This is a genomic window from Austwickia sp., assembly GCA_016699675.1.
Lineage (GTDB): Bacteria > Actinomycetota > Actinomycetes > Actinomycetales > Dermatophilaceae > Austwickia.
This window is the reverse complement of the sequence record CP064985.1, coordinates 1,664,408-1,678,207: the sequence shown is the minus strand read 5'-3', so window position 1 is coordinate 1,678,207 and position 13,800 is coordinate 1,664,408. Positions and strand designations below refer to the sequence as shown.

Genomic DNA, 13,800 nt, shown 5'->3' with positions numbered 1-13,800 from the left:
TAGGCTCGGCGCCATGCTGCTCGCCATCGAGGACCGCGTCCCGTCCGTCGCCGACTCCGCCTTCGTCGCCGAGAGCGCGACGCTGATCGGCTCGGTGGTGCTGGAGGAGGGGGCGAGCGTCTGGTACGGCGTGCTCGCCCGCGGCGACATGGACACCATCACCATCGGCGCCGGGTCGAACATTCAGGACGGCACCGTCATGCACACCGATCCGGGCCTGCACCTGCGGGTGGGCCGCGACGTCACCGTCGGGCACATGGCGATGCTGCACGGCTGCACGATCGAGGACGGCGTCCTTATCGGGATCGGCGCCCGCGTGCTCAACCGTGCCGTCGTGGGCGCCGGCAGCATCGTCGCGGCCGGGGCGTTGGTCACCGAGGACGCCGTCATCCCGCCGCGCTCGATGGTCATGGGGGTGCCGGGAAAAGTGGTCCGCGAGCTGTCCGACGACCAGGCTGGGCACGGCGCGTCCTCGGCGGCGCACTACCGCGAGCTCGCCCGCCGGCACGCGGCCGTCCGCCCGGTCTGAGGGGGCGCGCCGATGAAGAGCGTCTGCGTGTTCTGCGGCTCAAGTGAGGGTGCCGACCCGGCGTACCTCGCCGCCGCCCGCGCGACCGGCACCGAACTCGCGCGACGGGGGCTGACGCTCGTGTACGGCGCGGGCAGCGTGGGCCTCATGGGCGCCGTCGCGGACGCGGCGCTGGCGGCCGGCGGGGAGGTGGTCGGCGTGATCCCCGAGCACCTGATGGGGGTGGAGGTCGACCACCGGGGGCTGACGGAGCTGCACGTGGTGCCGTCGATGCACGCCCGCAAGGCGCTGATGGCGGAGCGAGCCGACGCGTTCCTGGCGCTGCCCGGCGGGTTCGGGACGTTCGAGGAGGTGCTGGAGATCCTGACCTGGAGCCAGCTGGGGCTGCACCGCAAGGGCGTGGGCTTCCTGGACGTGGCGGGCTATTACGCCCCGCTGCTGCGCTTCTTCGAGCAAGCGGTCGCGGCGGGCTTCGTGCGCGAGGCGAACCTGACGCTGTACGACGCGGATTCGGATGTCGGCGCGCTGCTCGACCGGCTGGCCCGCTGGGAGCCCGTGACGACGACGAAGTGGCAAGAGCGCACCTGAGGGAGCGCGTGTTGCCCCCGCGGCTTGCCCACGCGGCTCGCCCCCGCGTGTTGCCCACGCGGCTCGCCCCCGCGTCGCCACCTCGCGCGCTACGATCGGTGCGCTGACGCCTCAGGCCCCTCCCCGAGCCGCTCCGATCGGTGCGCTGACGCCTCAGCGCACCCCAAAGTCACCGATCGGAGCGGGCGAACGAGGGCGGGGGCACTGCCTCCGCGGCACCGGCCCCCGAGCACCCCGGAATCCATCACGCGCCACGCTTGTCCTGTGGATAACCCGTTAGTCCTGTGGATAGTCACCAGACCGGGCCGCGATCCCGGCACGGTGGGGGCATGCAGCTTCCGGAACCACTCCTGCGCCGGGCCGGGCACCAATCGGGCCTGCTGACCACTGCCCAGTGCCTGGCCGCGGGCATCACCCCGGACTCCCTCCGGGCGGCGGTGCGGTCGGGACGGTGGGAGTCGCCGTACCGCGGCGTCTACCAGACCCGACCCGGCCGCACCGACTGGCAGGCGGCGGCGACCGCGGCGCTGCTCGCCTGCGGGGAGCCGGCCGCGCTGGGCTACTCAGCGCCGCGCGGCTGATCGGCCTGGACGACGGTCGCGCAAGCTACGGGCGCAGGGAGCCCCACCACGTCTGCGTCCCTGAGACCCGTCGGATCACCATCCCCGCTGGGGTCCGCCTTCACCGGGTCACGGACTACGCCGCACGTCTCCAGCGCGGGTCGGTCCCGGCGCGGACCAGCACTGTGGACACGGTGCTCGACCTCGCCGGGACGACGGATCGCGACGGGGCCGTGAGCTGGGTCGCCAAGGCGCTGCGGCTCGAGCTCACGACGAGCGAGCTCCTGGTGGAGTGCCTGGATCGGCGCGGCCGGCATCGCCACGCTGCCGACCTGCGCGAACTGCTGGACGACTCCGGCATCGACAGTGCCGCCGAGCTGCGGTTCGCCCGCGATGTCGAGGCCGCCCACGGCCTGCCGGCCGGCCGCCGTCAGGTGCCCGACGCGCGGTGGGGCCTGCGGATCGTGGACGTCGAGTACGACGCCCAGCGGGTTCGGGTCGAGATCGACGGCCGCGCCGGGCACGCGGGATGGGCTGCGCAACGCTGAGACGCCACCAAGGACATCAAGGCCGCGACCGACGGGTGGCTCACGATCCGCCCGGGCTGGGTCGACGTCAGGCTCCGCGTCTGCGCCCTCGCCGCCGATCTGGCTCAGATCCTCGCGGTGCGCGGCTGGCGGGGCCGGCCGCACGGTTTTCGGCGCCCGGGTTGCGCCGTCCGCGCGCTCCGATCGGTGCGCTGACGCCTCAGGGCACCCCGAAGTCACCGATCGGAGCGGGCGGGAGCGGGGCGGCGAGGGGGCCGGGACCGCCAAGCGGTACGCCGTGTAAGCCTCACCGCGAGGGGGTCGGGGCCACCAACCCGTACGTCGTGTGGGAGCGTGAAGCCGTGGACACCCAGGCCGTACTCGACCTCATGCAGGACGTCGCCGCCAAGGTCATCACCCCCCGCTTCCGGGCCCTCACCACCGGCCAGATCATGGAGAAGCGCCCCGGTGACCTCGTCACCGTCGCCGACCACGAGGCCGAGGAGCTGCTCACCGCGGCCCTGCTCGCCGACGACCCGCACGTCCTCGTCGTCGGGGAGGAGGCCGCCAGCGTCGACCCCACGCTGCTGGACCGGCTCGCCGAGGCGGACCACGCCTTCACCGTCGATCCCGTCGACGGGACCAAGAACTTCGTGCACGGCAGACCCGCGTACGCCGTGATGATGGCCGAGCTGCGCGCCAGCGAGACCGCCCGCGCCTGGATCTGGCAGCCCGAGCTGGCGACGGCGTACGTCGCGGAGCGCGGCGCGGGCGCCTTCGAGAACGGCCGTCGCCTCGGCCCGGCCTGGCCCGGCCCCCGCGACCCCGCGGACATCGACCCCGCCGCGCTGCGCGTCCTCACCAGCCGGCCCACCGACGAGGGCGCCCACCGCGGGGTGACGCTCGGACCGACCGCCTGGTCCTGCGGCGTGGACTACCCCTGGCTGGCCACCGGCCGCTGCGACGCGCTGCTCTACAGCAACACCCTGCCGTGGGATCACGCCCCGGGCTCGCTGTTCGTCGAGGAGACCGGCGGAGTCGTACGCCGTGCGGACGGCACCCGACTCGTGCCGTCGGTCTACCGCCGCACGGGCCTGCTGGCCGCCGCCAGCCCGGCGGTCGCCGACGTCGTGGCCCCGCTCGTGGCCGACCTGCTGAACCGCTGAGGAGCCGTCGTGACCGAGATCCGCGCAGTCCTGTTCGACTTCCACTCCACGCTCGTCGACCAGGGGGACGCCCGGGCGTGGCTGGCCGCCGCATGGCGGCACGCCGGCCGTCCGGGCGCCCCCGCCGACGAGGCGCCGGGCGGCCTGGGCGCCGAGGGGGCCCGCGAGCTCACGGCGTACCTGCACCGCATCTGGGAGAACAGCCGGACCGTCGACCCGGACAACCGGCGCGACTACGACCCCGCCGTGCACCGCCAGGTCTGGGACGCGACCCTCGCCCGGCAGCCGCACGGCGAGCAGGCGCTGTACGACGCCCTCTACGCCACGATGCTCGACCAGTGGGTGCCGTACGACGACGCCCTGCCGACCCTGCGGGCCCTGCGCGCCGCCGGGATCCGCACGGCCGTGCTCTCCAACGTCGGGATCGACCTCGGCCCGGTGCTGGACGCCTCCGGGATCAGGGCGGCGGTCGACGCGGTGGTGATGTCCTACCAGGTGGGCTACGCCAAGCCCGACCCCGAGATCTTCGAGCACGCGCTGGCCCAGCTCGTCGTGCAGGCGGAGAACACCCTGATGGTGGGCGACTCCTGGCGCGACGATGCCGGCGCGGCGGGGCTGGGGATCCGTACGCTGCTGCTGCCCCGCACCCACGGCCCCGTGCACGGCCTGGACCTGGTGCTGCGCTGCGCCGGCTTCCCGGCAGGACGTTAGGCGGCGCCGAGCTCACACAGGCCGTTAGGCGGCGCCGAGCTCCCCGTCGACGTACTCCACGACGACCTGCGGCTCCAGCTCCGCGACATCCACCGGGTCGACGTACCCCGTCACCCGCTGCCGCACCGACGCCCCGGACCAGGCGATGGCGCGCCGGGCCAGCTCGTCCCACGGTTCGTCGGCGATGCCGGTGGCCAGCGCCGCCGAGACCGCGTCGCCCGAGCCGGTCGAGTCGCCCTCGATGTGAGCCGGCAGGTAGCAGCGCAGGACCCGACCCTCGGCGGGTACCACCAAGAGACCCTCGGGCCCCAACGTGACCACGACGTCCCTGGCCCCGTGCCGTTGCAGCTCCCGCGCCGCCTCGACGATTCCTCGGCCCGGGCAGACCGCGTCGAGCTCGGCGCGGTTGGGCTTGACGATGCGGGGGCGGCAGTGCAAGGCGCCGAGCAGGACCTGGTCGGCAGCGTCGATCACGACCGGGACCTGGTGGTGGTGGGCCAGGTCGATGATGCGCACGCAGGCGTCGGAGGGCGCGCCGGCCGGCATCTTTCCCGACAGGACCAGCGCCGTGGCCGGCCCGGCGAGCAGCGGCTCCAGCGACATCCGCAGCTGCTCCCAGGCGGTCCCGGACACCTTCGGGCTGGGTTCGTTGAACAGCGTCACCACGCCGTCGTCGGTGTGCATCGTGACGTTGCGTCGGCTGGGGCCGATGATCTCGGTGAAGAGGTGCGGCACGCCGCGGTCGGTGAGATCGGCGAGCACGGTCTGGCCGGGGGGCCCGCCGGCAAAACCCGTCGCCAGCGTGGGGTACCCCATCGCCATGAGGACCGAGGAGACGTTGACGCCCTTGCCGCCGGCGCGGGCGCGCACGCTGCGCACCCGGTGCGCGGCGCCGGGGACGAGCCGATCGAGCTCGTAGACGATGTCCAACACCGCACTGGGCGTGACGGTCAAGATCATGCGGTCTCCCCGAGCTCGGCGGCGCTGCCGGTTGTCGCGCTGAGACGCCCCGAGGCCGCCGGTTGGCACGCCGCGTGGCGATACATCGCCAGAAGTCTACGCAAGTGTTGCGGAGGTCGCCCAACGCCGTCAAAGCCTGGGCGAGGCGCGGCCCGGTCGGCGGGCTTCGGCCGGTGCCACCCCCCGAGGGGCGGCTTCAGGTGCCACCATGGGGCCATGTCGAGCACCGTCAGCGCGCGCCCGCTGTCTAAGGAAACGATCTCGAAGGACACCCTCGTGTGCATGTCCTTGTCGGGTCGGCCCGGCAACGCCGGCACCAGGTTCCACAACTTCCTGTACGATGAGCTGGGCCTGGACTACCTCTACAAAGCGTTCACCACCACCGACATCGCCGCGGCCGTCGCGGGGATCCGCGCCCTGGGCATTCGGGGCTGCGCCGTCTCGATGCCGTGGAAGGAGGACGTCATCCCGCTCGTCGACGAGATGGATCCCTCGGCGGCGGCCATCGAGTCCGTGAACACCATCGTGAACGACGCCGGACACCTGACGGCCTACAACACCGACTACACGGCCCTGCGTCTGCTGCTGCGGGACCACGAGGTCGACACCGGCCTGCCGGCGGCGGTCCTCGGGAGCGGGGGGATGGCCAAGGCCGCCGTCGCGGCGGTGCGCGACCAGGGCTTCGACCAGATCACGGTGGTGGCCCGCAACCCCGCGACGGGGCCGGCGTTGGCCGCGAAGTACGGCGCCGCGCACGCCCCCGAGTTGGGCGACCTGCGCCCGGGCCTCATCCTCAACGCGACGCCGTTCGGGATGGCCGGCGGGCCGGACGCCGACCGGATCCCCGTCCCCGACGAGGCGATCGCCGCCGCCGCGGTGGTCTTCGACGTGGTGCACCTGCCGGCCGAGACGCCGCTGGTCCGCCGGGCGCGGGAGCTCGGCCGCGCGGTCATCCACGGCGGCGAGGTCGCCGCCCTGCAGGCCGCGGAGCAGTTCACGCTGTACACCGGCGTGGCGCTGAGCCCGGATCAGATCGCCCGGGCGAGGGCGTTCTCCCAGAGTCAGTGATCGGCAGGCCAGTCGTGGGTGGGGTGGGTCGTCGCCGACTCGCCGTACCGCCGATGCCGCGCCGCAACCCGACCGTCGGCTCCGACGCGGACCTGAGCCGCGGGGAGGAGGCGGCTCGGCAGCTTCGGCGGGAGGTGCGGACCCGCACCCGCTTCCGGGTGGTCGCGGCGGGGTCCGCCGGGATGGGCATCGCCGTGGGCGTCGGGATCCTGCACTCGGTGCTGCGGGACGCCCCGCCGACGATCTGGGTGGTGGTCTGCCTCGGCATCGCGGTCTGGCTCGGCCTGGCCGTCCACGCACGTCGGGCCGCCGCCGCGGACCTCGTCGGCCTCGGCCACCCCATCGCCGCCACCATCGTCCGCACCCCCACGCGGTCCTGCGTCGAGGTCCGCGACGCCACGGGCGCGGTCTGGAGCTGGCGGCGCCGGGCGACGCCACGGCCGATCACCGAGGGCGAACGGTGCTGGATCTTCGGCGACAGCGACCGTCAGGAGGCACCCCAGCTCGTGATGGCGCGGCCGGTGGGAGCCGGACGGTACGTCGTGTGGGCCGCCTCGGACCGCGAGATCAGTCGCCTGCCCGACCCGGCGACCGACCACGACACCGGCGAGCTGCCCACGATCTACGACGACGAGCCCTACTCCTAGCGCCCTCGAGGCCGATGCGCTCATGACCGCCGGCCCGTCGGCACTGGCTCGCGGCGGACGCGACGGAGCCGCACAGCCGCCCGCGGATGGTGAATCAATCAGCGGGACACGACCTTTCGCCCGGACGAAGCCTGCTCGGCATGCCGCGCGGCAGCGGTTACCGTCGGTGCCATGCCCTCATCGACGTTGCCCCTGCCGCCCTCGGTGACCACGATCGACGGCACCGGCGGCCTGCCCTGCGTCCGGGTCTCGACGCCCCTGTGTTCCGGTGAGGTGTACCTCCTCGGCGCCACCGTCACCGACTGGACGCCCGCCGGCGAGCAGCCGGTCCTCTTTCTCTCCGCCCAGAGCCGTTTCGAGTCGGGCGCCCCCATCCGCGGCGGCGCCCCGCTGTGCGCCCCGTGGTTCGGGCCCGGCCGCAACAAGGACAAGGAGCCCGCGCACGGCTTCTTCCGCACCAGCGTCTGGGAGCTGGCCGACGCCCGGGACGACGACGGCATGGTTACGTTGACCTTCACCCTGGACGGGGCCGCCGCAGCCGCGGCAGGCACCGGCGAGCCGACCGACCTCACGGCCACCTACACCGTCACGTTCGGTCGGGAACTCGACCTGGCGCTGACCATCCGCGCCGGCGCCGCGGACCTCGACCTGGAGGAGGCCATCCACACGTACTTCCGCGTCTCCGACATCGCCCAGGTCAAGATCGACGGGCTGGACGGCAGCCGGTACGCCGACAAGGCCCCGGGCGGCCGAGCGGTCAACGCCCAGTCCGGCCAGGTGTCGTTCACGCGGGAGACGGACCGGGTGTACGCCCACGAGGGCGTCGCGACGATCCTGGACCCGGGGGCCGGACGCACGATCACCGTGTCGAAGGAGGGCTCGGGCTCCACCGTGCTGTGGAACCCCTGGCAGGCCAAGGCCGCGAACCTCGCCGACCTCGGCGACGACGAGTGGCGCCAGATGGTGTGCGTCGAGACCGCCAACGCGTTACGCGCCGCGCTCACCGTGCCGGCCGGGCAGGACCACACGATGCGCCAGCACGTCGCGGTGCAGAAGGCCTAGCCGCCAAGCGGCGAAGCGGGACCTACAGCCGGAACCCACCCACGAGCTGCGCCATGCGCTCGCTCATGCGCTGCAGCTCCTGCGCCGAGGTGTTCGTCTCGTCGGCGGCCGTCGCGGTCGCCGACGACGAGGTGGCGACGTCGCCGATGGAGCCGGCGATCTCCTCCGTGCTGCGAGCGGCCTGCGTCGAACACAGGGCAAGCTCGGAGGTCGTCGCGGACTGCTCCTCCACCGCTGAGGCCACGGCCGTCTGGTAGTCGCTGATCTCCCGGATGACCGATCCGATCCGGGCCATCGCGGCCGTCGCCTGTCCCGTGTCGGTCTGGATCGCGCCCACCCGAGCGATGATGCTCTCCGTGGCCTTGGAGGTCTCCTGGGCCAGCTCCTTGACCTCGTTGGCGACGACGGCGAAGCCCTTGCCGACCTCGCCCGCCCGAGCCGCCTCGATCGTGGCGTTGAGCGCGAGCAGGTTCGTCTGTTCCGCGATCGAGGTGATCACCTTGACCACGTCGCCGATCTCCGCAGAGGAGGTGCCCAGCCGCTCGACGAGGTCGGTGGTCTCGCCGGTGATCGTGACGGCGTCCCCGGCCACCCGAGCCGCTGCGGCCGCGTTCTCGGCGATGGCCCGGATCGAGGCGCCCATCTCCTCCGCCCCTGCGGACACCGTGTGCACGTTGCCCCGGACGGCGTCGGCGGACGAGGACAGGGTGGCGGCCTTGGTGGACGTGCCCGCGGAGTTCCGGGAGATGGTCCCAGAGATGCCGAGCAGCTGGTTGGACTGGGTCGCCAGCGACGTCGCCAAGGACTGCATCTGTCCCACGGTCTCGCGTTGCCCGGCGACGACATCGGCCACCTGCCGGTCGATCTGCCCCAATTCGTCGCGCGCCGCGATCGGCTCGAACGCGGTGAGATCGCCGTCGTGAAGCCGCTGGAGATGACGTACGACGGTGGTGGAGGTCCGCTTGATGTCCCGTGCCACCACAGCGACCAGCCCGATGGCGACGACGGTCGCCAGCAGGGAGAACACCGCGATCAGGAGGCGGCTCCGGTCGGCGACCGCGGTCAGGTCGTTGTCCCGGGCGTTCTCCGCCACCTTGGCGGCGATCGCGCCGTTGAGGGCCGTTTCGTAGCTCTTGCGCAGGTCGCGGTTGGTCGTCAGCGACACCTTGACGGCGGCCGCGCGATCGCTCGCGAACTGCGCGAACTCCGCGTCGAGAGCCTTGTCCCAGGCGGTGAGTCCGCTGCGGACGGTGGCCAGCGAGGCGCGTTCCGCATCGTCGTTCGCCATGGTCGCGGCCTTGTCGAGACCGGCCTAGACCTTGGCGCGCCGGGCCGTGACCTCGTCGGTGAACGACTTGTCGCCGGCGAGCAGGAAGCCGCGCTCGTCGTTGGCGATGGCCTTGGCGTTGACCGCCACGCCCTCCAGCTCCACGACGTACGTCATGGCCTGCTGCTGCGCCTCCCCGACACCCTTGATGGTGCCGAGCAGCGTGAGCGCGAACACGCTCCCGCCGAGAACGGCCAACAGGAGCACCACGGCGGGTGCGACGGCTTTCCGGGTGAGGGACCCGAACGTCAGGCGTGCTCGAATACTCATGGGAGTCCTTGCTGCTCAGGGCTCGCCGCGTTAGCGGGACGCGGTGACACGTCGCCGCCCCATCGACCCGGAGTCGCTCCAGGTGAGCGTTTCGCGGCCCGCCTCCCGCCCCACGCCGGCGGCGGGCACGCCCCCGTAGGCTGACCCGTCAGGAGGTCGAGGCGACGATGAACGGATCACGGCGGCGGCGGGTTTCGCCGGTACGCCGGGTGCTCGCGGCGGGTCTCGGCGCGGCCGCGCTCGCGGCGTCGGCCATCGCCGCGCCGGACGCCGCGACCGCTTCGGTGGCCGCAGCCCACGCGGGCGTTGCGGTGGCTGGTCGCGCAGAGCGGGCCGCGACCGACCCGGTCGATGGCCCGCCGGAGCTGGTGAAGGTCCCGGTGGGCGCCGAACCCGACGGGACTCCCGTCAGCCTGGACGTCGCCTTTTACCTCCCGCGTGCACAGGGCCGCCACCCGGCAGTCCTGCTCGCCCACGGCTTCGGCGGCTCCCGCACGGATGCCGACGGCGCCGCCCGGACGCTCGCCGGGCACGGGTACCTCGCCGTGGCCTACACGGCGCGCGGATTCGGCGCCTCGGGCGGCCGCATCCACCTCATGGATCCCGCCCTGGGGGGCGAGGACGTGCGGCACCTCATCGACGTGATCGCGGCCCGCCCCGACGTACAGCTCGACGCCCCCGGCGACCCGCGGGTGGGGATGACCGGCGGATCGTACGGCGGGGCCGCCACCCTCGTTGCCGGTGGGCTCGACTCGCGGCTCGACGCCCTCGCCGCGGCCATCACGTGGAACGACCTGGCCGACGCCTTCTTCCCGGACTTCGCCGCCGCGCAGCTGCCCGCGGGCGAACTGGCCCCCGGCGGCGGGGGCGGGACCAGTCCGGGCGCCCCGGGCCCGTTCAAGCGCCGCTGGGCCTCGCAGTTCTTCTCCGGCGCCCTCGCCAGCGCGGCGGCGGGCGGGACGGCGCCCACGGCGGCGGGCGGGACGGCGGGGACCGCGCCGGGCGGCACGGCGCCGTCCGCGCCGGCGTCCGCAGCGCCGTCCGTGGCTGCCGGCACGGGGGCCCCCGCGACCGCGACCCGGGGACCGGCGCCCAGCGCTGGGGGCGGCTCGGTGACGGCGGTGCCCACCTGTGGTCGTTTCGACGCGACGATCTGCCGCCTGTTCCTGGAGGCGGCCCAGACCGGCAAGCCCTCCGATCCCCTGATTGCCGAGCTGCACCGGCGCGGCCCGGCCCTGACCAACGGCAAGATCACGGCCCCCACGCTCCTGCTGCAGGGCATGAGCGACTCGCTGTTCCCGGCCGACCAGGCCGAGGCGAACGCCCGGCAGATCGCGGCGAACGGGACGCCCGTCGCCGTGCGCTGGATGGAGGGCGGGCACGACGGCGGCGCCCTGTCCGACGCCGCGCCCCAGGGCGGCGGGACGGGAGCCGCCGGCACCCCCGCCGCGGGCGCTGCCAGCGCAGCCACGGCGGGCGGGCAGCCGGCGAGCGACCCGGCGTCACTGTCCACCCGATGGTTCGACACCTACCTGCGCGGAGACGAACCGGCCGCTGCGCGGCGTGCCCGCCCCCTCCCGGAACCGGGATTCGCCTACGCGGCACCGGCGTACGCCCGGGGGGCACCGGCCCGGGAGGTGTCCGTGCCGACCTATCCGGGACTGCGCCCGGACGCGCCGACGACGAGCCCCGTCGAGCTCGCCTTCGCCGACCCGAAGCAGTCGGCGGCGCTGCTCTCCCCACCCGGCGGCGACCCCGCAGCGACGAGCGCCATCCCCGGCGCCGGCCCCGCGGGGGCGGACGGCCTCGGCAACGCCGCGTACCGCCTCGCCGCGCTGCCCGGCCAGAGCGTCGCCTTCGACACCGTCGGCGTCCCGGCCGCTGTGACCGTAGTGGGCTCGCCCCGCGTCCGCCTCACCGTGACCTCCTCCGCGACCGACGCCACCCTGTTCGTGTCGTGGTGGAAGGTGGCCTCGGGGGTGCCGACCTCGCCGCGCCGGCAGATCAGCCCGGTCCGGGTGGCGACGACCCCCGGCGTACCGACCACGGTCGAGATGGCCCTGCCCGCGGGCACGTACGCGCTCGACCAGGGCACGACCTGGCGGGTGCTCGTGTCGGCGACCGATTCGGCGTACGCGACCCCCACCGACGCGCGCGTCTACGGGGTGCGCCTCGCGGGCGGCGGCGTGCTACTGCCCACCCTCCCGACCGCGGTCGAGCCGGCCCCGGAGGCCGATCGCGAGACGACCGGGCTTCTCGTGGCGCTCGGGGTGCTGCTGCTCGGGCTGGCCGTAGCCGGCGCCGTGGCGGCCGTCCGGCGCCGGCGCGGCGACGTCGCCCACGGCCGGGCGGACCTGGCCGCCGTGCCGCTGTCGGTCGCGCACCTGGTCAAGACGTACGCCGACGGCCACCGCGCCGTCGATGACGTGTCGTGGGAGGCCGGCCAGGGTCAGGTCGTCGGCCTGCTGGGCCCCAATGGCGCCGGCAAGACCACCACGATCCGGATGATCCTTGGCCTCATCACCCCCGACTCCGGCGAGGTCTACGTCCACGGCCGGCTCGTCCACGCGGGGTCCCCGGCCCTCGCGGGCATCGGCGCCCTGGTCGAGGGCCCGGGGTTCCTGCCGCACCTGTCCGGCCGCGCGAACCTGGAGGCCTACTGGGCGGCGACCGGCCGGCCTCGCGAGGAGGCGCGCTTCGAGGAGGCCCTGGAGGTCGCCGCGCTCGGGGACGCCGTCGAGCGGCCGGTCAAGGCCTACAGCCAGGGCATGCGCCAGCGGCTCGGCATCGCCCAGGCGATGCTCGGGATGCCCGAGGTCCTGCTGCTGGACGAGCCCACCAACGGCCTCGACCCGCCGCAGATCGCGGCGATGCGGCCGATCCTGCGCCGGTACGCCGAGGCGGGCCGCACCGTGGTGGTCTCCAGCCACCTGCTGGCCGAGGTGGAGATGACCTGCTCCCACGTCGTGGTGATGCATCGCGGGCGGGTCGTCCTCACCGGCTCCGTGCCCGAGCTGGTCGAGAGCGCCGACACCACGGTCGTCGACCTCGACGGTGACCTCGCCGACGCGGAACGGGTCGCGGCGCGGCTGCGCGCCGGCGACTCGGCATCCGCGCCCTTCGGTGCCCGGTGGGCCGCGCGGAGGGCGGGGTCTGGGCTGCGCGCCCTGCACGACGTACGGTCCGAGATCGTCGACGGCACCCCCCGCCTCGTCATCCACGCCGGTGACGACCGCGCGGACGTGGCCCGGGCCGTGCTGGCGGCGGGCGGTCGCGTCGTGGCGTTCTCGGGGCGTCGCCACCTGGAGGAGGTCTTCCTGGGCGTCATCGCGGCGGACGATCTCGAGGCCGCGCGGAAGATCCGGCCCCGATGAGGGCGAATCCGGCGCAGGCGGCCGCAACAACGGTACGACCAGCCGCAACCACGGTTGCGACGGCACCAACACCAACCGCAACCACGGTTGCGTCGGCACCGACTCCAACCGCAACCACGGTTGCGACGGCACCAACACCAACCGCAACCATGGTGACGAGCATGTGGGGGAGGTCACGATGAACCGGCCGCTGGCCTGGCACGTCGAGCTGCGCCGGCAGGTGGGCCGACGGCGCACGCTGTGGTCCTACGGACTGCTGCTCGCGTTGCCGCCGATCCTCGTGGCGGCGTTCTGGATCGGCACCCGGGACAGCTCCGGCCCGCCCACCACGGGCACCGGCCGACTCGTCGACCTCGCGCAGCACGGATCGGCCAACTTCACTGTGTTCGCGCTGTTCGCCGCCGCGGACTTCCTCCTGGTGGTGATCGCCGCGCTCTTCGCCGGCGACACGCTGCCGTCGGAAGCCTCGTGGTCCTCGCTGCGCTACCTGCTCGCCGCGCCCGTACCCCGCGGCCGCCTCCTGACCAGCAAGCTCGTCGTCGCGATCGGCTGCACGCTCGCGGCGGTCCTGCTGTACGTCGGGTGGTCGTTGCTGGTCGGCGGCCTGGCGTACGGCTGGGCCCCCTACACCTCGACCGGCGGGCTGGCCCTCGACTGGCCCGAGCTGCTGCCCCGCCTGGCGCTGGGCGTGGGCTCGATCGCCGTGACGCTCCTGCAGGTCATCGGCATCGCGTTCCTGGTGGGGACGCGCACCGACTCGCCGCTGGCGGCCGCCGGGAGCGCGGTGCTCACCACGATCGTCTCCACGATCCTGCAGAGCATCGACGCGCTGGGGGATCTGCGGCACGGGCTGCCGATGGCCTACGCGCGCACCTGGTTCCAGGCGCTCAACACCGAGATCGCGTGGCGCGACCTGCAGCGCGGCGCGTTGTGGTCGCTGCTCTACTTCCTGGTCACGGTGGCGGCGGCGTACCTGCTGTTCCGACGCAAGGACGTCCTGTCCTGACGGTC

General features: G+C 73.8%; 14 protein-coding genes. 11 read left to right on the top strand and 3 right to left on the bottom strand.

The annotated features are described in order from the left end of the window. The first annotated feature begins 13 nt into the window (after nucleotides 1-13). The 6 genes from IPK37_07725 to IPK37_07700 all read left to right on the top strand — a co-directional run bounded on the left by IPK37_07725 (nucleotide 14) and on the right by IPK37_07700 (nucleotide 4,081). Nucleotides 14-529, top strand: coding sequence for a gamma carbonic anhydrase family protein (locus IPK37_07725; GenBank protein ID QQS02212.1), 516 nt, complete (start codon nucleotides 14-16; stop codon nucleotides 527-529). A 12-nt stretch (nucleotides 530-541) separates the two neighbouring features. Further along, the gene (locus tag IPK37_07720) at nucleotides 542-1,117 is read left to right on the top strand and encodes a TIGR00730 family Rossman fold protein (GenBank protein ID QQS02211.1); all 576 of its coding nucleotides are present in this window, start codon (nucleotides 542-544) and stop codon (nucleotides 1,115-1,117) included. Nucleotides 1,118-1,446: 329 nt separating this feature from the next. Next, the gene (locus tag IPK37_07715) at nucleotides 1,447-1,698 is read left to right on the top strand and encodes a type IV toxin-antitoxin system AbiEi family antitoxin domain-containing protein (protein QQS02210.1); all 252 of its coding nucleotides are present in this window, start codon (nucleotides 1,447-1,449) and stop codon (nucleotides 1,696-1,698) included. Nucleotides 1,699-1,871: 173 nt separating this feature from the next. Beyond that, nucleotides 1,872-2,225, top strand: a complete 354-nt coding sequence (locus IPK37_07710) for a hypothetical protein (GenBank protein QQS02209.1) — start codon at nucleotides 1,872-1,874, stop codon at nucleotides 2,223-2,225. Nucleotides 2,226-2,593: 368 nt separating this feature from the next. Beyond that, the gene (locus tag IPK37_07705; GenBank protein ID QQS02740.1) at nucleotides 2,594-3,370 is read left to right on the top strand and encodes an inositol monophosphatase; all 777 of its coding nucleotides are present in this window, start codon (nucleotides 2,594-2,596) and stop codon (nucleotides 3,368-3,370) included. 9 nt (nucleotides 3,371-3,379) lie between these two features. Continuing rightward, nucleotides 3,380-4,081 (top strand): HAD family hydrolase, encoded by a 702-nt coding sequence (locus tag IPK37_07700; protein ID QQS02208.1) that lies wholly within the window; start codon nucleotides 3,380-3,382, stop codon nucleotides 4,079-4,081. Nucleotides 4,082-4,105: 24 nt separating this feature from the next. Here the strand turns inward: IPK37_07700 and IPK37_07695 are convergent, their stop codons facing one another. Beyond that, the gene (locus tag IPK37_07695; GenBank protein ID QQS02207.1) at nucleotides 4,106-5,041 is read right to left on the bottom strand and encodes a hexose kinase; all 936 of its coding nucleotides are present in this window, start codon (nucleotides 5,039-5,041) and stop codon (nucleotides 4,106-4,108) included. 216 nt (nucleotides 5,042-5,257) lie between these two features. Between IPK37_07695 and IPK37_07690 the strand changes: the two genes are divergently transcribed. The 3 genes from IPK37_07690 to IPK37_07680 all read left to right on the top strand — a co-directional run bounded on the left by IPK37_07690 (nucleotide 5,258) and on the right by IPK37_07680 (nucleotide 7,818). Beyond that, nucleotides 5,258-6,109, top strand: a complete 852-nt coding sequence (locus IPK37_07690; protein QQS02206.1) for a shikimate 5-dehydrogenase — start codon at nucleotides 5,258-5,260, stop codon at nucleotides 6,107-6,109. 53 nt (nucleotides 6,110-6,162) lie between these two features. Then, the gene (locus IPK37_07685; protein ID QQS02205.1) at nucleotides 6,163-6,756 is read left to right on the top strand and encodes a hypothetical protein; all 594 of its coding nucleotides are present in this window, start codon (nucleotides 6,163-6,165) and stop codon (nucleotides 6,754-6,756) included. A gap of 171 nt (nucleotides 6,757-6,927) precedes the next feature. Then, nucleotides 6,928-7,818, top strand: a complete 891-nt coding sequence (locus tag IPK37_07680; GenBank protein ID QQS02204.1) for a D-hexose-6-phosphate mutarotase — start codon at nucleotides 6,928-6,930, stop codon at nucleotides 7,816-7,818. Nucleotides 7,819-7,840: 22 nt separating this feature from the next. Here IPK37_07680 and IPK37_07675 read toward each other — a convergent pair whose 3' ends face one another. Together IPK37_07675 and IPK37_07670 are read right to left on the bottom strand one after the other, a co-directional pair. Then, nucleotides 7,841-9,106: a methyl-accepting chemotaxis protein gene (locus IPK37_07675; protein QQS02203.1), complete on the bottom strand. Its 1,266-nt coding sequence runs from the start codon at nucleotides 9,104-9,106 to the stop codon at nucleotides 7,841-7,843. 24 nt (nucleotides 9,107-9,130) lie between these two features. Continuing rightward, on the bottom strand, nucleotides 9,131-9,415 hold the full coding sequence (locus IPK37_07670) for a hypothetical protein (GenBank protein ID QQS02202.1): 285 nt from the start codon (nucleotides 9,413-9,415) through the stop codon (nucleotides 9,131-9,133). Nucleotides 9,416-9,582: 167 nt separating this feature from the next. Here IPK37_07670 and IPK37_07665 point away from each other — a divergent pair, with 167 nt between their 5' ends. After that, entirely contained in the window at nucleotides 9,583-12,789 is a 3,207-nt protein-coding gene (locus IPK37_07665) for an ATP-binding cassette domain-containing protein (protein ID QQS02201.1), read from the top strand. A 178-nt stretch (nucleotides 12,790-12,967) separates the two neighbouring features. After that, nucleotides 12,968-13,795: an ABC transporter permease gene (locus IPK37_07660; GenBank protein ID QQS02200.1), complete on the top strand. Its 828-nt coding sequence runs from the start codon at nucleotides 12,968-12,970 to the stop codon at nucleotides 13,793-13,795. Nucleotides 13,796-13,800 lie beyond the last annotated feature (5 nt).